At 55.0% G+C, this 20,535-nt stretch carries 17 protein-coding genes; 5 read left to right on the top strand and 12 right to left on the bottom strand.

Going from position 1 to position 20,535, the window contains the following annotated elements:
• Positions 1–84: 84 nt before the first annotated feature.
• Both rraB and miaE read left to right on the top strand, forming a co-directional pair.
• Positions 85–507: a ribonuclease E inhibitor RraB gene (rraB, locus tag AAGR08_RS16125; protein WP_008104254.1), complete on the top strand. Its 423-nt coding sequence runs from the start codon at positions 85–87 to the stop codon at positions 505–507.
• 59 nt (positions 508–566) lie between these two features.
• The gene (gene miaE, locus AAGR08_RS16120) at positions 567–1,328 is read left to right on the top strand and encodes a tRNA isopentenyl-2-thiomethyl-A-37 hydroxylase MiaE (RefSeq protein ID WP_345827350.1); all 762 of its coding nucleotides are present in this window, start codon (positions 567–569) and stop codon (positions 1,326–1,328) included.
• An 88-nt stretch (positions 1,329–1,416) separates the two neighbouring features.
• Here the strand turns inward: miaE and AAGR08_RS16115 are convergent, their stop codons facing one another.
• The 4 genes from AAGR08_RS16115 to pepA form a co-directional block, all read right to left on the bottom strand.
• Positions 1,417–1,920 (bottom strand): GNAT family N-acetyltransferase, encoded by a 504-nt coding sequence (locus AAGR08_RS16115; RefSeq protein WP_097095063.1) that lies wholly within the window; start codon positions 1,918–1,920, stop codon positions 1,417–1,419.
• A gap of 66 nt (positions 1,921–1,986) precedes the next feature.
• On the bottom strand, positions 1,987–4,842 hold the full coding sequence (locus tag AAGR08_RS16110; RefSeq protein WP_345827349.1) for a valine--tRNA ligase: 2,856 nt from the start codon (positions 4,840–4,842) through the stop codon (positions 1,987–1,989).
• A gap of 2 nt (positions 4,843–4,844) precedes the next feature.
• Positions 4,845–5,306, bottom strand: a complete 462-nt coding sequence (locus AAGR08_RS16105) for a DNA polymerase III subunit chi (RefSeq protein WP_036620276.1) — start codon at positions 5,304–5,306, stop codon at positions 4,845–4,847.
• Between the two features lie 146 nt (positions 5,307–5,452).
• Positions 5,453–6,964 carry a leucyl aminopeptidase gene (gene pepA / locus AAGR08_RS16100; protein ID WP_097095061.1) on the bottom strand — a complete coding sequence of 504 codons (1,512 nt, stop codon included), beginning with the start codon at positions 6,962–6,964 and terminating at the stop codon, positions 5,453–5,455.
• A 268-nt stretch (positions 6,965–7,232) separates the two neighbouring features.
• Here pepA and lptF point away from each other — a divergent pair, with 268 nt between their 5' ends.
• A complete protein-coding gene (gene lptF, locus AAGR08_RS16095) occupies positions 7,233–8,333 on the top strand; it encodes an LPS export ABC transporter permease LptF (RefSeq protein ID WP_097097600.1) in 1,101 nt (366 codons plus the stop codon).
• The gene (gene lptG, locus AAGR08_RS16090; protein ID WP_097095060.1) at positions 8,333–9,409 is read left to right on the top strand and encodes an LPS export ABC transporter permease LptG; all 1,077 of its coding nucleotides are present in this window, start codon (positions 8,333–8,335) and stop codon (positions 9,407–9,409) included. Before lptF ends, lptG begins: the two co-directional genes overlap by 1 nt.
• A 155-nt stretch (positions 9,410–9,564) precedes the next feature.
• Here the strand turns inward: lptG and AAGR08_RS16085 are convergent, their stop codons facing one another.
• The 8 genes from AAGR08_RS16085 to AAGR08_RS16050 form a co-directional block, all read right to left on the bottom strand.
• Positions 9,565–10,326, bottom strand: a complete 762-nt coding sequence (locus AAGR08_RS16085; RefSeq protein WP_097095059.1) for a DeoR/GlpR family DNA-binding transcription regulator — start codon at positions 10,324–10,326, stop codon at positions 9,565–9,567.
• A gap of 77 nt (positions 10,327–10,403) precedes the next feature.
• Complete coding sequence (locus tag AAGR08_RS16080; protein WP_345827348.1) at positions 10,404–10,793, bottom strand: VOC family protein; 390 nt, start codon at positions 10,791–10,793, stop codon at positions 10,404–10,406.
• 2 nt (positions 10,794–10,795) lie between these two features.
• Positions 10,796–12,127: an L-fucose:H+ symporter permease gene (gene fucP, locus AAGR08_RS16075; protein ID WP_097095057.1), complete on the bottom strand. Its 1,332-nt coding sequence runs from the start codon at positions 12,125–12,127 to the stop codon at positions 10,796–10,798.
• The gene (locus tag AAGR08_RS16070; protein WP_345827347.1) at positions 12,124–13,641 is read right to left on the bottom strand and encodes an FGGY family carbohydrate kinase; all 1,518 of its coding nucleotides are present in this window, start codon (positions 13,639–13,641) and stop codon (positions 12,124–12,126) included. Before AAGR08_RS16070 ends, fucP begins: the two co-directional genes overlap by 4 nt.
• A 35-nt stretch (positions 13,642–13,676) precedes the next feature.
• Positions 13,677–14,393 carry a deoxyribose-phosphate aldolase gene (gene deoC / locus AAGR08_RS16065; RefSeq protein WP_345827346.1) on the bottom strand — a complete coding sequence of 239 codons (717 nt, stop codon included), beginning with the start codon at positions 14,391–14,393 and terminating at the stop codon, positions 13,677–13,679.
• A 258-nt stretch (positions 14,394–14,651) separates the two neighbouring features.
• A complete protein-coding gene (locus AAGR08_RS16060; protein ID WP_345827345.1) occupies positions 14,652–15,929 on the bottom strand; it encodes a DUF445 domain-containing protein in 1,278 nt (425 codons plus the stop codon).
• Positions 15,930–15,937: 8 nt separating this feature from the next.
• On the bottom strand, positions 15,938–17,440 hold the full coding sequence (locus tag AAGR08_RS16055; protein WP_345827344.1) for a helicase HerA-like C-terminal domain-containing protein: 1,503 nt from the start codon (positions 17,438–17,440) through the stop codon (positions 15,938–15,940).
• Positions 17,441–17,667: 227 nt separating this feature from the next.
• Positions 17,668–19,236, bottom strand: coding sequence for an ABC transporter substrate-binding protein (locus tag AAGR08_RS16050; RefSeq protein ID WP_345827343.1), 1,569 nt, complete (start codon positions 19,234–19,236; stop codon positions 17,668–17,670).
• Between the two features lie 532 nt (positions 19,237–19,768).
• Between AAGR08_RS16050 and AAGR08_RS16045 the strand changes: the two genes are divergently transcribed.
• A complete protein-coding gene (locus AAGR08_RS16045; RefSeq protein ID WP_345827342.1) occupies positions 19,769–20,500 on the top strand; it encodes a gluconate 2-dehydrogenase subunit 3 family protein in 732 nt (243 codons plus the stop codon).
• Positions 20,501–20,535: the final 35 nt, after the last annotated feature.

The raw sequence follows: 20,535 nt of genomic DNA, 5'->3' as shown, positions 1-20,535 counted from the left end.
AAGAAACTTGTTGTTTTGTGTAGTGGCGCGCGAGGCAGTGTGGGAAAATAATTGTATTCAGCCGAATATTTTGAGGACACATCCATGGCATATGAAGCATTGCTGGAAGAACAGCGCGAAGAGACGCGACTGATCATCGAAGAGTTGCTGGAAGACGGCAGCGATCCCGATGCGCTTTACACTATCGAGCATCATCTCTCCTGCAACAATTTCGACTCGCTGGAAAAAGTCGCCGTTGATGCCTTCAAACTGGGCTATGAAGTCAGCGAGCCGGAAGAGCTGGAGCTGGAAGATGGCACTACCGTAATGTGCGTGGATATCCTGAGCGAAGGCGCTCTGAAGCCTGAGTTGATTGATGCGCAGGTTGAGCAACTGGTCAATCTGGCGGGCAGCTACAACGTCGATTACGACGGCTGGGGCACCTACTTTGAAGATCCGGATGCCGAAGATGAAGACGACGATGGCGAGTTCATCGACGACGAAGAAGACAACGGTGTCCGTCACTAAGCCTTCATGGGCGGCGCTCGCCGCCCTGATACTTTCTCCTCGCCAGAAAAAGATTGCCGATGAATTACGCTCCACTGTTAGAACCAATCTATCAATTCCTGCATTGCCGCACGCCACAAGCGTGGATTGATGAGGCTCGCAAGCCGGAAAATCTGACGCTGCTGCTTACCGATCACATGGTATGCGAGTTGAAGGCCGCGCAAACCGCGGTGTTTATCATCCGTAAATACGTGGCGGATAAGCCGAGTGGTGATGCCATTCTGGCGTGGCTTAAGCCTTATGAAGATTTTATTTACCGCGATGAGCCGGACAACAACTTCATCAATGCGCACAAGAATTTGACCAAAAGCATCATTGTACGCAACGAGCTACCGTGGGCGGATGATTTGGTGGAGATGATGGTGCTGCTGATTAAAGAGGAACTGCATCATTTCTATCAGGTGTGGGAAATCATGCAGTCGCGCGGTTTGCCCTATCGCAAAATCACCGCCAGCCGTTATGCCAAAGGGCTGATCCGTGAAATCGCCACGTATGAGCCAGATGCGCTGGTGGATAAGTTGATTTGCGGAGCGTACATCGAAGCGCGATCCTGTGAGCGTTTTGCCAGCCTGGCGCCGTATCTGGATGAGCAGCTGGAGAAGTTCTACATTTCGCTGTTGCGATCGGAAGCGCGTCACTATCAGGATTACCTGAAGCTGGCGCAGCAGATTTCGCCGAAGGATATTGCGCCACGGGTGCAGGCGTTTGGTGCCGCAGAAGCGCGCTTAATCAGCGAGCCGGATGGCGAGTTGCGGTTTCATAGCGGTGTGCCGGCGGTTTAAGACATTGATTTTTTAGCGGTTACGCGGTGCGCATGAATGCGCACCCTACGGTGTAACGTAGGGTCGCCATTTATGGCGACCTCATTCATCACAACACCTTCAACATCCGCACTTCGCAATCCACATGCCCGGTGCAGCCCATCGCGCTATCAATCAGCTCAAACCCCAACGACTCATACAGCTTAATCGCACGCGTCAGGCTACCGGTGGTTTCCAGGTAGCAGCGCTGAAAACCTTGCTGACGGGCATACTCCATGGCGCGTAGCGCCAGATCGCGCGCCAACCCCAAGCCGCGTACCTGCGGCAGGAAATACATCTTCTGCAGCTCGCAAATATCTGGTGCGCTACAGGCCAGCGGTGCAACGCCGCCACCGCCCACCACCACGCCTTCATGCTCGACAATCCAATAAGCGCTGTTGGCTTCGCTATACAACTCGAACAGGCGATCCAGATTGGGATCGGACACGGTGTAGCCTTTGTCCGCCGTTAGACCAAATTCGGCTGATACGTCGCGGATCACCTGCGCGATCAGCGGATTATCGGCGGCTGTAATCGGGCGCACCTTTAAATTGATGGGGGCGTCGGTGGTCATCATTATCTTCCGGTATAAAAAAGCCGGGCAGTGCCCGGCTTCGATTAAGCAATTGGACTGAAGCGCTTACAATGCCGCAATCACGCCCTGCTGTTCAAACAGTTTTGCTTTAGATTGTTCAAGCTCAGCCACGCGCTCACGCTCTTTGGCGACGACCGCTTCCGGCGCACGTGACACAAAGCCTTCATTCGCCAGCTTGGCCTGGATCTTCTCGATTTCGACATCAAGTTTCACCAGCTCTTTCGCCAGGCGCTCCAGCTCGGCTTCTTTGTTCACCAGATCCGCCATTGGGATCAGCAACTCAGCGCCTTCAACAATCTTGGTCACCGCAACCGGGCCTTTCTCGCCGGCAGGCAGAATGGTCAGGCTCTCCAGACGCGCCAGGCGCGACAGGAAGGTGCGGTTCTCATCCACGCGACGCTGCGCCGCAGCGGAGCAATCACGCAGCAGCACATCAAGCGGCTTGCTTGGTGCAATATTCATCTCGGCACGAATATTACGCACCGCGACGATCGCCTGCTTCATCCACTCGATATCGGCTTGCGCCTCGGCATCTTCTTTTGCCGCCTCATATTGCGGGAACGGCTGCAGCATGATGGTATCGTGATCGATGTTTTTCAGGCCTTTCACACGCTGCCAGATGGTTTCGGTGATGTAAGGAATGATCGGATGTGCCAAACGCAGCAGCGCTTCCAGCACGGTAACCAGCGTATTACGCGTGCCGCGCAGTTCCGCTTCGCTACCGCTGGTCATCACCGGCTTCGTCAGCTCCAGATACCAGTCACAGAACTGGTTCCAGGTGAAGTCGTAGAGAATATTGGCGGCGATATCAAAGCGATAGCTATCCAGCGCTTCACGATACGCCTTCACGCTACGGTTGAATTCGCTCAAAATCCAGCGATCCGCCAGCGACAGCTTCATTTCGCCGCCGTTTTGTCCGCAATCCTGCTCTTCGGTGTTCATCAGCACGAAGCGGCTGGCGTTCCACAGCTTGTTACAGAAGTTGCGGTAACCTTCCAGGCGTTTCATGTCCCAGTTGATGTCACGGCCGGTAGAAGCCAGCGCGGCGAGGGTAAAGCGCAGCGCATCAGTACCTGAAGGCACGATGCCGTCCGGGAACTGCTTCTCGGTACGTTTGCGGATCTTCTCAGCCAGCTGCGGCTGCATCATGTTGCCGGTACGCTTCTCCAGCAGATCTTCCAGCGAAATACCGTCAATCATATCCAGCGGATCGATGACGTTGCCTTTCGACTTGGACATCTTCTGGCCTTCTTCATCGCGGATCAAACCGGTCATATAGACGGTTTTAAACGGTACCTGCGGCTTGCCGTTTTCATCTTTGATGAAGTGCATGGTCAGCATGATCATGCGCGCAATCCAGAAGAAGATAATGTCGAAGCCGCTCACCAGTACGCTGGTTGGGTGGAAGGTACGCAGCGCTTCAGTGTTCTCTGGCCAGCCGAGAGTAGAGAATGTCCACAGGCCGGATGAGAACCAGGTATCCAGCACGTCGTCATCCTGGCGCAGCGCGACGTCGGCGGCCAGATGGTTTTCCTGACGCACTTCATCTTCGGTGCGGCCAACGTAGACGTTGCCGTCGTTGTCGTACCACGCCGGAATGCGGTGTCCCCACCACAGCTGACGCGAAATACACCAATCCTGAATGTCACGCATCCATGAGAAGTACATGTTTTCGTACTGTTTTGGCACGAACTGGATGTCGCCATTTTCAACCGCTTCCACCGCAACTTTCGCCAGCGGCGCGGTGCGCACATACCATTGGTCGGTGAGCATCGGTTCAATCACCACGCCGCCGCGATCGCCGTAAGGAACGGTCAGGTCGTGCGGTTTGATCTCTTCCAGCAGGCCGATTTCGTCAACGGCTGCGACAATCGCTTTACGCGCAGCAAAACGCTCCATTTTCTGGAACGGTGCTGGGATATCGTCGGCACACTCGTCGCTGACTTCACCATTGGTGTCGAACACTTCCGCGCGCTCGCGGATATCGCCATCAAAGGTCAGAATGTTGATCATTGGCAGCTTGTGACGACGACCGACTTCGTAGTCGTTGAAGTCATGCGCTGGCGTGATCTTCACGCAGCCGGTGCCTTTTTCCATATCGGCGTGTTCATCGCCAACGATCGGAATGCGGCGGTTCACCAGCGGCAGGATCACTTCTTTGCCGATCAGATCTTTGTAGCGCGGATCTTCCGGGTTAACCGCGACGCCGGTATCGCCCAACAGGGTTTCCGGACGGGTGGTGGCCACCACCAGATAATCTTTGCCTTCCGCGGTTTTCACACCGTCGGCCAGCGGATAGCGGATATGCCACATCGAGCCTTTGCTCTCGCGGTTTTCCACTTCTAGATCGGAGATGGCGGTACGCAGTTTTGGATCCCAGTTTACCAGGCGCTTGCCGCGGTAAATCAGGTTCTCTTTATACAGGCGGACAAACACTTCACGCACCGCGTTGGACAAACCGTCGTCCATGGTGAAGCGCTCGCGCTCCCAATCAACCGAGTTGCCAAGACGACGCATCTGACGGGTGATGGTGCCGCCGGATTCCGCTTTCCACTGCCAGATTTTGTCGATGAACGCATCGCGGCCGTAATCCTGGCGCGTTTTGCCCTCTTCAGCGGCGATCTTACGTTCAACCACCATCTGCGTCGCGATACCGGCGTGATCGGTACCGGCCTGCCACAGGGTATTTTTGCCCTGCATGCGCTGGTAACGCACCATGGTATCCATGATGGTTTGCTGGAAAGCGTGACCCATATGCAAGCTGCCGGTGACATTCGGCGGCGGGATCATGATGCAAAAGCTTTCCTGGCTGGTGTCGCCATTCGGTTTAAAGTAGCCCTGCTGTTCCCAGTGCTCGTAGAGCGGCTGCTCGATATCTTGCGGGTTATATGTCTTTTCCATTTCTACACTGTCGTTTGCGGCGAGGGTGGCGTCGCCGTATTCAATTGGAAACCAACGCTGCGATAGGCTTTATAGCGATCGCGCGCCAGTTGTTTTAGGGATTCTTCATAAGGTACGAAGTCTATCACTTCATGGAAAGCAGTAGCAAAATCTGCGAACTGCGGCAAAAGGCTGATCAGCAGATCGCGCGGCGAACTGCCGCGGCGCTGCGGCCAGGCCAGTTCAACTGGTGCGCCATAGCGCGGGCCTTCGCCAGCCAGATTGTGTGGCACAAAGGCGTTGGCCGGGAGCTGCCAGAGTGCTTCATCCAGCCGATTGGCCTGTTCTTCATTTTCGCAGGCGATCAGGATGCGTTTGCCGTCACGCCAGCGTGTTTCGGCAAGAGAGCACACCAGGGCTTCAATGGCGGTTAAGCCGTCGCCTGCGCTCTCAGACTCCATCACATAGAAAGTGGCGTTTTTCATGGCGGACTCATTTCCATAAATGACAGTGGGGCGCATTGTGCGCCCCGCGGGTTCGTGCGTCTATCTTTTCGGTCGCCATTAATGGCAACCCAACTTCGTAGGGTGCGCATTGATGCGCACCGTTTCAATGACCGCACAGCGACAACTTAATCGTCGCCGTTCAATCCCGCACGATTCAGCAGGAACTGCGACAGCAGCGGCACCGGACGGCCGGTGGCGCCTTTCGCTTTACCAGAACGCCATGCTGTGCCGGCGATATCCAGGTGCGCCCAGTTAAACTTACGCGCAAAGCGTGCAAGGAAGCAGGCTGCGGTGATCGCGCCGCCAGGACGGCCGCCAATGTTCGCCATATCGGCAAAATTGGATTCCAGCTGCTCCTGATACTCATCGGCCATCGGCAAGCGCCAGGCGCGATCGCCAGACTGCTCAGATGCACTGATCAGCTCGTGTGCCAGCGGGTTGTGGTTAGACATCAATCCGCTAACGTGATGGCCTAATGCAATGACGCAGGCACCGGTCAGCGTTGCCACGTCAATCACCACTTCTGGCTCGAAGCGCTCGACATAGGTGAGTGCATCGCACAGCACCAGACGCCCTTCGGCATCGGTATTGAGCACTTCAACGGTTTGGCCAGACATGGTGGTTAACACGTCGCCCGGTCGCATCGCTTTGCCATCGGCCATGTTTTCACAGCCTACCAGCACGCCCACCACATTCAGCGGCAGATTCAGTTCTGCCACCATGCGCATCACGCCATACACCGAGGCCGCGCCGCACATGTCGTACTTCATCTCATCCATCGCTTCGGCCGGTTTGATGGAGATACCGCCGGAATCGAAGGTTAAGCCTTTACCCACCAGCACAATCGGCCGAGCTTCAGGATCGTTGCTGCCTTTGTACTCAATGACCGACATCAGCGATTCGTTATGGGAACCCGCGCCGACCGCCAGATAAGCGTTCATCCCCAGCTCTTTCATCTGCTGCTCGCCAATGACGCGCGTGGTGACATTTTTGCTATACGCATCCGCCAGCTGTCGCGCCTGTGAAGCCAGATACGCGGCGTTACAAATATTTGGCGGCATATTGCTGAGATCTTTGGCTGCTTTCACACCGGCAGCCACGGCTAACCCGTGCTGAATGGCACGTTCGCCGCTGGTCAGTTCACGGCGGGTTGGCACGTTGAACACCAGTTTGCGCAGCGGGCGACGCGGCTCCACTTTATTGCTTTTCAGCTGATCGAAGTTGTAGAGTGCCTCTTTCGAGGTTTCGACCGCCTGACGCACTTTCCAGTAAGTATTGCGGCCTTTTACGTGCAGCTCGGTCAGGAAGCACACCGCTTCCATCGAACCGGTGTCATTCAGCGTATTAATTGTTTTCTGAATCACCTGCTTGTACTGGCGCTCATCCAGCTCGCGCTCTTTACCGCAGCCAATCAGCAGGATGCGTTCGGAGAGGATATTCGGCACATGGTGCAGCAGCAGCGTTTGGCCCACTTTCCCTTCCAGTTCACCGCGGCGCAGCAGGGCGCTGATATAGCCATCGCTAATCTTATCCAATTGCTCAGCAATGGGCGACAAACGGCGCGGTTCGAAAACGCCAACGACAATGCAGGCGCTACGCTGTTTTTCCGGGCTACCGCTTTTTACACTGAACTCCATGCACTCTCCTGAATCTTAAAGACAACGGCCTTAGCTGTCGTTAGAATGTAGCGCGCTCGTAACTCATTACTTCGTTGCGACGCCATGACAATTCAACGCCGGTAGTCATAATGAGTTGTGGTGACAATACGTTGTTTTTTCACCACGCTAACGCGTTCGTCATACTATTTTAGCTACGATGACGGCCATTGATGAAGAAAAATGGCTGATAAGCGTTGAAACTAGCGATTTTCCTGCAAAAAGACAAGTTATCACAGGCGTACTAAGCGTGATCATCATTAGATATCTGGTTCGGGAAACGCTCAAAAGCCAGCTGGCTATCCTCTTCATCCTGCTACTGATCTTCTTTTGTCAGAAGTTAGTGCGGATTTTGGGTGCTGCGGTGGATGGCGAGATCCCAACAAACTTAGTTCTGACATTGTTAGGACTTGGCGTGCCTGAAATGGCACAACTTATCCTGCCCCTAAGCCTGTTTCTGGCGATTTTAATGACCCTGGGACGGCTGTACACCGAAAGTGAAATCACGGTGATGCATGCCTGCGGCCTCGGCAAAAGCGTGCTCATCAAAGCGGCGATGATCCTGATGTTGCTGACTTCAGCGGTCGCAGCCGTTAACGTCATCTGGTTAGGTCCCTGGTCGTCGCGTTATCAGGAAGAGGTGACACAAAATGCTAAAGCTAACCCGGGCGCGGCAGCGCTAGCGGCTGGGCAGTTCCAAACCTCCAGCGACGGGAATGCGGTGCTGTTTGTTGAGAATGTGAAAGGTAATACCTTTGGCAACGTGTTCCTGGCGCAGCTGCGTCCGAAAGGGAATGCGCGTCCTTCGGTAGTGCTGGCCGACAGCGGGCACATGGAGCAGCGTAAAGATGGCTCACAGGTGGTCACGCTGGATAAAGGCACGCGCTTTGAAGGCACGGCGATGCTCCGCGACTTCCGTATCACCGACTTCGTGAATTATCAGGCGCTGGTAGGCTACAAAGAAGCCACGCTCGATCCGAACGATGCCGATCAAGCCGATATCAGCACTCTGGTGAAAACCAAGACGCCTCAGTTCCAGGCGGAGCTACACTGGCGTTTAACGCTGATCTTTGCGGTGCTGGTGATGGCATTAATGGTGGTGCCGCTTAGCGTGGTGAACCCGCGTCAGGGCCGCGTGCTCTCAATGCTGCCCGCCATGCTGCTGTATCTAATCTTCTTCCTGCTGCAGAGCTCGCTGCGCTCCAATGCGGCAAAAGGCAAATTCGATCCTGCCATCTGGATGTGGGTGGTGAACTTATCCTATCTGGCGTTGGCGGTGTTGCTAAACATGTGGGATACCGTGCCGATGCGTCGCATCCGTGCCCGTTTTAGCCGTGGAGGATCGGTCTGATGTTTAAGGTTCTTGACCGCTATATCGGCAAAACTATCTTTAACACCATCATGCTGACGCTGTTCATGCTGGTATCGCTGTCGGGCATTATTAAGTTCGTCGATCAGCTGCGTAAAACCGGGCAGGGCGCCTACACCGCGCTGGATGCGGGTTATTACACGCTGCTCAGCGTACCGAAAGATATCGAAATCTTCTTCCCGATGGCGGCGCTGTTGGGCGCGTTACTCGGTTTGGGCACGCTGGCGCAGCGTAGTGAGCTGGTGGTGATGCAGGCATCGGGCTTTACCCGCATGCAGGTGGCGCTGGCGGTGATGAAAACGGCGATTCCGCTGGTGTTACTGACCATGGCAGTCGGCGAATTTGTGGCGCCGCAGGGCGAGCAGATGGCGCGTAACTACCGGGCGCAGCAGCTGTACGGCGGCTCGTTGGTTTCGACGCAAAACGGGTTATGGGCGAAGGATGGCAATGATTTCATCTACATCGAGCGCATTAAAGGCGATAACGAGATTGATGGCGTCAGCATCTATAAATTCACCGACCAGCGTCGCTTACTGAGCGTGCGCTACGCGGCGAGCGCGACCTGGAATGCGGAGAGAAAGCTGTGGGTGCTATCGCAGGTGGATGAATCCGATCTGCAGGATGCCAAACAAATTACCGGTTCGCAGAGCCTGAGCGGCGAGTGGAAAACCAACCTCACGCCCGATAAGCTCGGCGTGGTGGCGCTGGATCCAGACGCGCTGTCGATCAGCGGCCTGTATAACTACAGTAAATACCTCAAGCAGAGTGGCCAGGTTTCAGGACGCTACCAGCTGAATATGTGGAGCAAAATCTTCCAGCCGCTGTCGGTGGCGGTGATGATGCTGATGGCGCTGTCATTTATCTTTGGTCCGCTGCGTAGCGTCTCCATGGGCGTGCGCGTGGTGACGGGGATTAGCTTTGGCTTCTTATTCTACGTGCTGGACCAGATCTTTGGCCCGTTAAGCCTCGTGTACGGTTTACCGCCGATATTGGGCGCGATTCTGCCGAGCGGCGCCTTCTTCGCGATCAGTTTGTTCCTGCTAATGAAGCGCCGGTAACGGGTTGCGGTCAGCATTAATGCTGACCCTACGTGGATATAGCCGGGTTTTCGTAGGGTGCGCATTCATGCGCACCTGCATAAAAAGGCATTTTTGCTTAAGTGAGCGGCATCACGCCATTTATGGCGGCCTTTTTCATAAAACGGTTAAAACTTTCAGCTTTCCAGCGTCACCAATGCAATTCCCGCCTGCTGCCAGGCATCGGCATCTTCTGGCAAATTATCCATCACCAACATATCAACCTGATCGCTGCGCGCGAACTGTGCCAGTGAGGTGTTTCCCAGCTTGCTGCTGTCACACACAACAATCACCTGGCTGGCATGTTCGATGATGGTGCGCTTACTCTCTGCCAGCATAATGTCGGCAACGCACGCGCCTTGTTTGAGTGAAATACCGTTCACCGCCATAAAGGCTTTATCGACGTTAAGATGATCCATCATCTGCCCACCTGCGGCAGGAATCACGCAGTGATAACCTTTCTTCACGATGCCGCCCAGCAAGACCACCTGCACGCCGCTGGCTTCTTCCAGCACGCGAGCAATGGCGAAATCGTTGGTAATTACGGTGAGATTTTTACGTTCGCGCAGGTGGTGCGCAATATGCAGCGTCGTGGTACCGGTATCGAGCACGATAATATCGCCGTCTTCGATGAGCTGTGCCGCACGCTCACCAACGCGGGCTTTCGCATCAATATTCAGGCTCTCGCGCAGGTCTGAGCCCATCTCAAAACTGGCGCGGGTGCGCAGAATGGCGCCGCCGTGGGTGCGCGTCAGCTGGCCAGATTCTTCCATCAAACGCAGATCGGTGCGAATGGTGGCACCGGAAACGTTGAAACGTTCACTCATTTCGCCTACGGAGATTTTGCGTTTCTCTTTCAGGATGGCGAGGATTTTTTCTTGTCTTTCCTCTAAGTACATATCGGCCTCAAACGGGGGGAAACCGCAACACTCTATCTCAGGTTCCGGGCGGCGTGAACTCCGCCCGGACAATTCACTTAGCGATTGAGCGGTTGCAGAAACTCCACGCGCTCACCATCTGGGCCGGCAATCATAAAGTAGCGGCAGCCCGCCGGATGATCGCAAGGTCCTTCCACCAAAGGATAGCCAAGCGAGATAATCCAGCGCTCGGCAGCAGACAAATCTGCTACCTGCCAGGCCAGATGATCGATACCGCTATCCTGCGGCGCGCGGGCATCGGCTTGCCAGGGCAGCTGATAGAGCTCTAACACCGTGCCTTGCATCTGCATAAACTGAACGACGATGGTACCGCGTGCTTCTTCGATCTCGATCTGGCGCTGAGGCTCAAATCCCAGTGAGCGATAGAATTCACGCGCCGCGGCGATGTTTTGTGTGCGTAATCCAATGTGCGCTAACGATGTAATCATTACTACACTCCTTTGCGCTGGCACCAGAAGCCGAAAAAGGCAACATAGACAAAGCATGCCAGCGGGATGATAAAGGCGAACTGCATGTCGCCGCCGTTAAGGTCAGACATAATCCCCATCACCAGCGGGATTACCGCGCCACCAATAATCGACATCACAACAATGGAGCCTGCCAGCTGAGTTTCTGCACCCATACCTTTGATGGTTAAGCCAAAATTGGTTGGCCAGCATAGCGCCATACAGAAGTTCACCCCCATGATTGCCACCACTGCCGCCATGCTTTTCTGACTCACCGCAAACAGCAATAGCACTACACATATCGAGCAGAACACGCCTAGTAGCAGCGCCGGGCTATAGCGTTTCATCAGTGCGGTCGTCACAACTTTACCGGCGGAATAGCACAGCAGCGTGGCAATCAGCCACCAGGTGGCGGAATGCTCGCTGGTGCCATGTTCAATTAATTGAACAAAGCGGATGGTAAAGCTCCACAGGCCCACCTGCGCGCCGACGTAGAGGAATTGCGATAGTACGCCCATACGAAAACGCGGTACTGACCACAGTTTTTTCAGCGATTGGGCAAGGGGTTCCGCAGCGGTATTGGCTTTCGTCGCCGGTTTACAGGCGGGAAATTTTACCGCCACAAACACCAGCGCCAGCACCACCAAAATCGAACCGATGATCAGGTAAGGCGTGACGACCTGCGACACCATTTGCTGGCGAATGCCGTCCGCTACTTCGACGGGAAGGGCAGCAAGCTGCTCATGCGTAAGATCGTCTTTGTTGAACACCAGCTGTTGCCCAATGACCACACCCATGATTACGCCGACGGAATTGAAGATTTGTGAAAAGTTGATGCGTTGGGTAGAGGTTTCGGCGGTGCCAAGCAGGCTCGAATAGGTGTTGGCCGAGGTTTCGAGGAATGATAAACCGCTGGCAATCACCCCAAGGCAGCCAAGGAACGCCGCGTAGGTCATAGCATGTGCGGCCGGGATAAACAGGAAACAGCCGGCAGCATAGAGACACAGCCCAATGATGATCGCCACTTTGTACGAATAGCGCTTAATCACCGCGGCGGCGGGTAAGGCCACCAGAAAATAGCCGAGGAAGAAGATCGACTGCACCAGCGCCGTTTGTGTATCGCTAAGGTTAAACCCCTTTTTGAACTGGGCGATCAAGATATCGTTGAGGTTGCCCGCCATGCCCCACAGGGCAAACAGGCAGCACACCATCAGCAATTGCAGCCACGGCGTAGCGGGCAAATAGGCGCTGCGGTCCAGCGTTTCCCCATGTGCACCGGCGACCTCATCTTGTTTTTTAATCACTATTTCGCTCATGATCCCTGCTCCTCAAAACAGGCGGAGGCGGCATCGAGACGATCCCAAAGCGGCTGTGCCTGCAAATAAAGTTGGTCGAAGATGTCGAACTGACGTTGATAAGCATCGTGCAGGCGCGCATCGGGCTGAATCTCACCGGCAATGTGCACCATACGCTGCACGCCTTGTGCGAGGTCACTGAAGCAACCGATGCCGGTGGCGGCGAGAATAGCGCAGCCCAGCGTGCCGTTTTCCTGATTAACGGTGTGCTGAATTGGCCGGTTGTACACTGAGGCTTTAATGCTGAGCCACAGTTCGCTGCGTGAGCCGCCGCCGGAGGCAATGATGCTGTCGGGCATGGTGCAACAGGCGCTTAACTGGCGCAGATTGCGCCACGAGGCAAATGCCACGCCTTCCAGCACCGCGCGGTAAAGATGTCCTGCCGCATGCCGCCGCTGTAATCCAAACAGCTGGCCACGCGAGTTGCATTTATCCGCCAGGCGTTCGCCGGTGAGATAGGGCAGAAACAGCAGACCTTCTGCGCCGGCTCTCGTCTCTGCGGCAAGGCGCAGCATTTCAGGGTGCGAATGCTGCCCGCCCCCAAAGGCCTCCCGCGCCCAGCGCATCGCATCACCGCCAGCATCCAGCAGCGTAAAACCGCCCCAGGCAGCATTGCTGAGATGCAGATTATTAACCTGCGGATGCAGCAGCGGCGCGTCGCTGACGACGGTGATTAACGTTGATGTGCCGGTGCTATCCGAGGCCTGTCCGGGCTGATACACACCCGAACCCAGCAGGCTGGCGGCCATATCGGCGGTACCTGCCACCACCGGAATACCGGGCCTTAAGCCGGTTTCTCGCGCCGCCTCGGGCGTGATGCTGCCGATCACATCGCTGGCTGCATGAATGTCAGGCAGCAGATCGGCGGATAGCTGGAAGCGATCGAGCGCCGCGTGCGACCATTGGCGCGTGGCGCTGTCCATCAGGTAATAACAGGAGGCTTCGCTATAGTCGGTTGCACGCACGCCGGTAAGACGAAAATTAATAAAGTCTTTTGGCATCAATACGCTGGCGACACGTGCCCAAACGTTGGGATGATATTCGCGTATCCACTGCAGTTTAAAAGCGGGCCAGGCCGGCGTTGGTGGGTTATTAAGATGTGTGAGCCAGAAAGGCATCTCCTCGCGTTCCCGGAAAGCAGCCACCTGCGGCCAGGCGCGTTTGTCATTCCAAAGTAAAGCGCGGTCTTCAACCAGATGACCTGCGCTATCGAGTAGGACCGTGCCGTGCATCTGGCCACATACCGCAATTGCAGCGATGTGCGCCATTTCTTGGGCAAAGCGTGAGTTGAGTTCCCGGATGCCGTCGCAAGCAGAGTGCCACCACAGCGACGGGGATTGTTCCACCCAGCCAGGTTGCGGAGACGTCTGCGAATATTCACGTTGGGCAAAGCCGACGATGGTGCCGTCGGGCGTGACAAGAGCAGCGCGCGTGCTGCCCGTGCCGATGTCGAGGGTCAGAAGGTTTTTTTTCATTATTCACTCCATATCACGCCGGAGAGTTGCAGCGTTTACACCGTATGATTCAGTTCCGGGAACAGCGACGGATCCTGTTCTAATTGGCTCAGGACTTTCTCGGTAGCGCTGGCGCTCATGCCAAAGCGGCGGACGCCCAAACGATACAGCGTGCGGATGGTGTCGAGATCGCGAATGCCGCCCGATCCTTTGATGCGTAAACGCCCTTGCAGCTGATCGGCGATGATCGCCACTTTCTCTTCGGTCGCCCCGCTGGCTGCCCAGCCGGTTGAGGTTTTGATCCATTTCATGCCAGCTTCTACGGCGATGTCACACACGCGGCGGATCTGCTGTTCGTCGAGATAATGGGTTTCGAGGATCACTTTGGCTTCAACCGGCGCTGCGGCCTCAACCACGCGCTGAAGGTCCTGCTTCACTTCATCAAAGCGACCCGACAGCACGTTGCCGATATTCACCACCATGTCGACTTCACGCGCGCCGTCGCAGATCAGCTGACGCACTTCCTGCACTTTGGTATCGGTGGCATGTCCGCCGCTTGGGAAACCGACCGGACCGCCGATCATGATGTCACCGCGACCTTGCTCTGGCAGCAGCGTGCTGAGAAAGCGCGTCCAGCAGGGTAAAACGTGAATAGCGATGATGTTGTAGCGGATGGCCAACTCCGCGCATTGGCGAATATCAGCTTCGGTATTGGTTGCCTGAACGGCGCTCAAATCAATCATGCGCGCCATCTGCTGGGTAATGCGGTTCATTTTCTCTTCCTTTCATTTTTAATGACAAAATGACAATAAATGAAAGTTTAAGTGAAAGTGATCGCGAATTGCAGATTTTGTGATCTGCAAAGTGAAAATAGATGAAAGAACATGGAAGGAGGGGTTTTGGGATCGCCATTCATGGCGTAATGCCGCTTAGTTAAGCAATAAATCGCTGATCTATGCAGGTGCGCATGAATGCGCAGCCTACAAAAACCCAGCGACAAAAACGTAGGGTCGCCATTCATGGCGACCTGCTTATGGCAACTGCTGGATGAAACCCGGCAGCTGCGATAGCAAATACAAAATCATGCCAATCGTGCCGCCCACCAGGGTGCCGTTAATGCGGATAAACTGTAAATCACGGCCAATATTTAGCTCAATTTGCTGTGACATGTCGCGCGCGTCCCAGCTTTTTACGGTATCGCTAATATGGCGTGTCAGGAACGCCGCAAACTCCGGTGCGACACTGCGTGCGGCATCTTCCAGATGTTGATTCATTGAGGCGCGCAGCGCTTCATCGGCGGCAAGCGTCTCGCCCAACCACAGCGCCGCCAGCCGCACGCGCTCCTGCACCTGCGAATCCTCGCTGTTCAAATCATCTTTCAGCCAGCCACGTAAATCCTGCCACAGCTCGCCGATATAACGATTGAACGACTCATCTTCCTTCAGCCAGTTCTTAATGCCTTCGGCGCGTTCGGCCATTTCAGGATCGGTTTTCAGCCGTTCAATCAGCCGCTGCACCGCCCGGTCGAAGCCCAGACGTAGCTCATGGCCCTGATCAAGCGCCACCTGATCGAGAATGGAATCCACGGCATTTGCTACTAAATCAGCGCTGTGCTCGCCAAGCCATTCGGTCGGCAACATTTTGGCTTTAATCGGGTGTTCGCGTTTCAGCCAACGCACAATTTGCGCGGCGATAAACTCGCGCGTGCCGGGCTTATGCAGCAAGCGCAGCAGCTGTTGCACCGCCGCATCCAGCAACTCCTGATGGCGATTGTTTTTGGTCAGGCTATCCAGCAGCAGCGCGCTGGATTGGGTGAGATCGACTTTATCCAGCGCACGATGCACCGCGCGACGCAAAAAGCGCTGAATGCGTTGATCGTCGGTAAGATCGAGAAAGCCGCGCATTACCTGCAGCAGATGGCGACCAATACGATCGGCATTGCCTGGCGTGTTAAGCCACGTTGCCAACATTTGCGACGGATCGTGGCGGCGAATCAGCGCCAGTAGCGAATCAGTATCGAGGAATTTCTCCTGCACGAAACGGCCAAGATTCTCCCCAATTCGATCTTTATTACGTGGAATAATCGCCGTATGGCGCGAGATAAACGGTACCGGGACTCGCCGGAATAACGCCACCACTGCGAACCAGTCGGCTAACGCGCCGACCATGGCTGCCTCGGCAATGGCCTTCACGCCAAGCACCCAAAAGTTGGGCGGCAGAAACAGCGTCACGACGAAAATCGTGGCGGCAATCAGCAGCAGCGACAGCGCCAGACGTTTGCTGCGTTTGAGTTGTTGATATTTATCCATAATCCCTTTTAACGACGACGGCCGCCCAATAAACTTCCGAGTACGCCGCGAATGATTTGGTTGGTTACCTGACGCGCGGCGCTCTTGGCCACGCTCTGCACGACGCCATCGCGCTTGCCGCCGCGTGGTCCGGTAGTGCCAAAGAGAATATCTTTCAGGCCGCCAAGAATACCGTTATCGACATCGACGCTGTTCCCTTTGGCTTCCGGGGCATTGGCTTGCTGCGTCGCCGTCTGCACGCCTTTTTGCAGCATTTCGAATGCCGATTCACGATCTATTTCGGTGTCGTATTTACCGTACAGCGGCGAGTTGTTGATCAGGCCATTACGCTCATCCTGGTTTACCGGCCCCATGCGTGAGCCGGGCGCAATCACCATTGCGCGTTGCACCATGGCGGGGCTGCCTTTTTCATCGAGGAAGGAGATGAGCGCTTCGCCGGTGCCGAGCGCCTGAATCGCCTCCGCGGTATCAAAGTCTGGATTAGCGCGCATGGTTTCGGCGGCGCTTTTCACCGCTTTCTGATCCTTCGGCGTAAAGGCGCGCAGCGCATGCTGCACGCGGTTGCCGAGTTGCCCCAGCACGTTGTCGGGAATATCGCCAGGATTCTGCGTGACGAAATAGACGCCAACCCCTTTGGAGCGAATCAGGCGAATAACCTGTTCAACCTTCTCCAGCAGCACCGGCGGCGCATCGCTAAACAGCAGATGCGCTTCGTCGAAGAAGAACACCATTTTGGGCTTATCGAGGTCGCCTGCTTCTGGCAGCTGCTCATACAGTTCGGCCAGCAGCCACAGCAGGCTGGTAGCGTAAAGCTTCGGCATCTGATACAGCTTTTCCGCCGAGAGGATGTTGATGAAGCCTTTGCCGTTGCTGTCGCAGCGCATCCAGTCGCGGATATCCAGCATCGGTTCGCCAAAGAAGTGCTCGGCGCCTTGCTGCTCCAGCGCCAGCAAACCGCGCTGAATCGCCCCCACCGACGCGCCGTTGATATTGCCGTATTGCGTCTGAAACGCTTTGGCGTTGTCGCCGATGTACTGCGTCATGGCGCGCAGATCTTTGAAATCCAGCAGTAATAAACCCTGATCGTCGGCGATGCGAAAGATGATCTGCAGCACGCCGGATTGCACATCGTTGAGGTTAAGCAGGCGCGCCAGTAGCAGCGGACCGAGATCGGACACCGTTGCGCGCACCGGATGGCCCTGCTGGCCGAAGATATCCCACACCATCACCGGATTTTTCTGCGCCTGCCAGTCGCTGACGCCAATTTTTGCCAGGCGCGCCAGCAGCTTCTCTGAACCTTCGCCCGCCGCAGAGATGCCGGTGAGATCGCCTTTCACATCCGCCATAAATACCGGCACGCCGATGTCAGAGAAAAATTCCGCCAGCTTTTGCAGCGTCACGGTTTTGCCGGTGCCGGTGGCGCCAGTGATCAAACCGTGGCGGTTTGCCATGTTGGAGAGAAGATGCAATTGGACGTCAGGCGTTTGGGCAATCAGCAACGGAGTGGTCATGATTATTTCGCTCTCAGGCAATAGGTTATGCCAGAAAGGATAGCAAGCGACGCGCAAGGAGGGAGGAGGATTGTGCCGAAAAAGTCGGGTGGGTGCGCGCTGTCCCTCATCCCAACCTTCTCCCGCCAGCGGGAGAAGGAGCCGATCCAGCGGATTTATGGCTTAGCTATAAACTGCAGCGGACTGTCCCCTCTCCCGCGTGCGGGAGAGGGCTAGGGTGAGGGTAATTACTTCTGCACCGTATCAAAAAACAGCAAACTCACGCCGATTCCCTGCTGCACATGACTCACGTTATTGCGCACCGCGACCTGCTGCGCGCCCTGCAGCGTCACCACAAAGGGTGAGTTCTGCTGCACGGTTTTTTGCAAATCGGTGTATAACGCGCGTCGCTTGGCGGCATCACTTTCTCCGGCAGCGGTGCGGGTTTTGGCGCTTAAATCCGGGATATCCCAACCGACGCGCCATGCCAGGGTTTTAGATCCGCCCGGTACGTTATAGGCAAAGGCGCTGGCGTTGGTGTTCGGATCGACATAGTCCGCACCCCAATAGATGAAGATCGATTGGAAATCACGGCCGCGCATCTTGCTCCACAGTTCTGATTCCGCCACCGGCTGCAGCTCGATCTGCACATCCGCCTTGGCGAAGCTGGCCTGCAGCGCCTGCGCCACGTCAATATAAGGCGGCTGATTGATCACCGTCAGCGCAAATTTAGTTCCTGGCTTGATGCCGCCTTTGGCTAAAATCTCTTTGGCTTTCGCGACATCGTAATGGAACGGTTGATCTTCCAGCGCGCCGTCAAAACCCTGCGGCAGAAAGCTCTGATGAATGCGGTACTGGCCTTTCAGCAGGTCCTGCGATAGAGATTGATAATCCACCAGCCAACGTGCGGCTTGCCACAGCGCCGGATTGCCCAGCGCCGGTTGCGCTTTATCCTTGGTGTTAAACCCGAGGTAATACACCAGGCTGGAGGGGAAGGCTTCAATACGCAGATTTTTGTCACGCTTCAGCGCATCAATTTGATCCGGGCCGAGTTGATAAGCGACATCGACATCGCCTTGCTGAATCAACAGGCGACGCGCACCGGCATCTGCTACGCCTTTGAGCAGAATACGTTTCAGCTTCGGCTGCGGATTGGCCTGTTGATTCGCGCTTAGCACCAGCGCCTGCTGCGGCACATATTGTTGAATGGTGAAGGCGCCGCTGCCGGCAGAATGCGTATGTAGCCAGCCGTTACCGAAATCGTTATTCACTGCATTCTGCTGCACGGTTTTGCTATCGACTACCGAAGCAACCGGCGCCGTGAGCAGACGCAGTGCCAGGTTCTGACCAATCTGCGCTGGCCACTGCATCTCCAGCTGATGGTCATTCAGCACTTTAAATTGGCTGGCGATATTTTCATTGGTCCAGCCAAATTCAGCGAGGATAAAAGAGGGCGCTTTGTTCAGCTGCACCGCGCGCGTCAGCGAGAAGATCACATCCTGCACCGTGACCGGATTGCCGCTGGAGAAGCGGGCGTCGGGCTTGAGGGTAAATATCAGGCTATGCGGCGTGCTGCCTTGCTGCCAGCGAGTCGCCAGCAGCGGCGACAATTTTTGCGGCGAGTTACGATCGGCTTCCACCAGCGTTTGATAGATATTGCGCTGCACGCTATTGCTGACGGTTTCAAAGCTTTCAGCCGGGTCAAAGCTAATGATGCCGTCGAGCGGGACGGCAACGACAAGGGTATCTTTCGGTGTGGCAGCATGCAGGGCAAAGCTGCTGCCCCATAAAGCGACGAGCAAAATCAATGAGCGCATTATTGTTTTCCTGGAGAGAAGATGAAGAGACTTTATCTCTGCCATCGTCCAGGCAAAATGCCGGTTTGTTCTGAGCTGTGCCGGAAAATAACAATTGATTACGTTGAGGTATTATTGCGTTTATTTTGTGCGCTGCCTTTCATATTCGGAAAATAAAGCGCTCACCCCTTCGCCAATTAAGTAAATAAGATGTTATAAATGAGAATAATTCTCTGGTATGGAAGTATGATTTATTTTCATTGATTCATTTTGGCGATTATTTCCATGCGCGATAATCCCTGGTCAATTGCCCACTAAATATTGCCAAAATCACCGCATTTGTACGGTTAAATCCGCCATTTCCACCTCGAAAGCCCTTTACCAAGCCTTAACCTAAATTCAACATGATGATTGAATTTCATCAAAACACATTTTTAATTTAATTTTTACATTCAGAAATACCTATATCCCTAAGATTGCCAGGTTATTTACCGATTTATAAATCTATTAACAAAAATAATTATCTTTCTTAGCAAGTGAGAGTTGTCACGCCATGCTTCTAAATAAACCGACCACCAGACGTAAGTTTTTACTTGGGTCGCTGTTGGCTTTGCCATTAAGTGACCTGGTATTTAAGGGATTGACTGCCGCGCAAGCTGCGGAAATGGCCGCACCTGAGCTCGCCGACTATAAACCGATCTTTTTCACTAGCGATGAGTGGCAATTTATTCTTGCCGCAGCCGATCGTCTTATTCCTGCTGGCGGTAAGGGTAAAGCGCCAGGCGCGCTGGAAACCAACGTGCCGATCTTTATCGATCAGCAGTTGCACAGCCCGGAGTTCGGCGCAGAGATCTACATGCAGGGCCCATTCGACGTGCATGCTCCTGCCACCATGGGATATCAAATTCCGTTTACGCCACAGCAGATGTACCAAACCGGTATCAAGCTGGTGAATCAGTGGACGCAAAGCCACTTTCAGAAGCCGTTCCATGCGCTGTCGCTGGAAGAGAAAGATGCGGTCCTCACCAAAGTGAACAAAAACGACGGCATCGATTTCGCCGCGTTAGGCGAACCGAACCTGAAGGCTTCACAGTTCTTCAGCCAGCTGCTTTCAGATACCAAACACGGCTACCTCGCTGACCCGATGTACGGCGGCAACAAAGGCATGAAAGCCTGGATTGCCATCGGCTTCCCGGGCGCACGCGCCAGCTTTACCGAATGGGTGAAGCAGCACAACGTGCCGTACCCGCTAGGGCCGGTCAGCCTCTTGGGTGAAAGCGCGTAAGCACACCCCCGTTTTTGGTTTGTGAGACAGGATTA

Source organism: Pantoea sp. BRR-3P (assembly GCF_039621635.1).
Taxonomy (GTDB): domain Bacteria; phylum Pseudomonadota; class Gammaproteobacteria; order Enterobacterales; family Enterobacteriaceae; genus Pantoea; species Pantoea floridensis.
This window is presented reverse-complemented; position numbering and strand designations above follow the sequence as displayed.

Excerpts from the sequence above, each read along its gene's own strand:
- rraB (WP_008104254.1), top strand. The coding sequence starts at position 85 with ATGGCATATGAAGCATTGCTGGAAGAACAGCGCGAAGAGACGCGACTG.
- miaE (WP_345827350.1), top strand. The coding sequence starts at position 567 with ATGAATTACGCTCCACTGTTAGAACCAATCTATCAATTCCTGCATTGC.
- AAGR08_RS16115 (WP_097095063.1), bottom strand. The coding sequence starts at position 1,920 with ATGACCACCGACGCCCCCATCAATTTAAAGGTGCGCCCGATTACAGCC.
- AAGR08_RS16110 (WP_345827349.1), bottom strand. The coding sequence starts at position 4,842 with ATGGAAAAGACATATAACCCGCAAGATATCGAGCAGCCGCTCTACGAG.
- AAGR08_RS16105 (WP_036620276.1), bottom strand. The coding sequence starts at position 5,306 with ATGAAAAACGCCACTTTCTATGTGATGGAGTCTGAGAGCGCAGGCGAC.
- pepA (WP_097095061.1), bottom strand. The coding sequence starts at position 6,964 with ATGGAGTTCAGTGTAAAAAGCGGTAGCCCGGAAAAACAGCGTAGCGCC.
- lptG (WP_097095060.1), top strand. The coding sequence starts at position 8,333 with ATGTTTAAGGTTCTTGACCGCTATATCGGCAAAACTATCTTTAACACC.
- AAGR08_RS16085 (WP_097095059.1), bottom strand. The coding sequence starts at position 10,326 with ATGTACTTAGAGGAAAGACAAGAAAAAATCCTCGCCATCCTGAAAGAG.
- AAGR08_RS16080 (WP_345827348.1), bottom strand. The coding sequence starts at position 10,793 with ATGATTACATCGTTAGCGCACATTGGATTACGCACACAAAACATCGCC.
- fucP (WP_097095057.1), bottom strand. The coding sequence starts at position 12,127 with ATGAGCGAAATAGTGATTAAAAAACAAGATGAGGTCGCCGGTGCACAT.
- AAGR08_RS16070 (WP_345827347.1), bottom strand. The coding sequence starts at position 13,641 with ATGAAAAAAAACCTTCTGACCCTCGACATCGGCACGGGCAGCACGCGC.
- deoC (WP_345827346.1), bottom strand. The coding sequence starts at position 14,393 with ATGAACCGCATTACCCAGCAGATGGCGCGCATGATTGATTTGAGCGCC.
- AAGR08_RS16060 (WP_345827345.1), bottom strand. The coding sequence starts at position 15,929 with ATGGATAAATATCAACAACTCAAACGCAGCAAACGTCTGGCGCTGTCG.
- AAGR08_RS16055 (WP_345827344.1), bottom strand. The coding sequence starts at position 17,440 with ATGACCACTCCGTTGCTGATTGCCCAAACGCCTGACGTCCAATTGCAT.
- AAGR08_RS16050 (WP_345827343.1), bottom strand. The coding sequence starts at position 19,236 with ATGCGCTCATTGATTTTGCTCGTCGCTTTATGGGGCAGCAGCTTTGCC.
- AAGR08_RS16045 (WP_345827342.1), top strand. The coding sequence starts at position 19,769 with ATGCTTCTAAATAAACCGACCACCAGACGTAAGTTTTTACTTGGGTCG.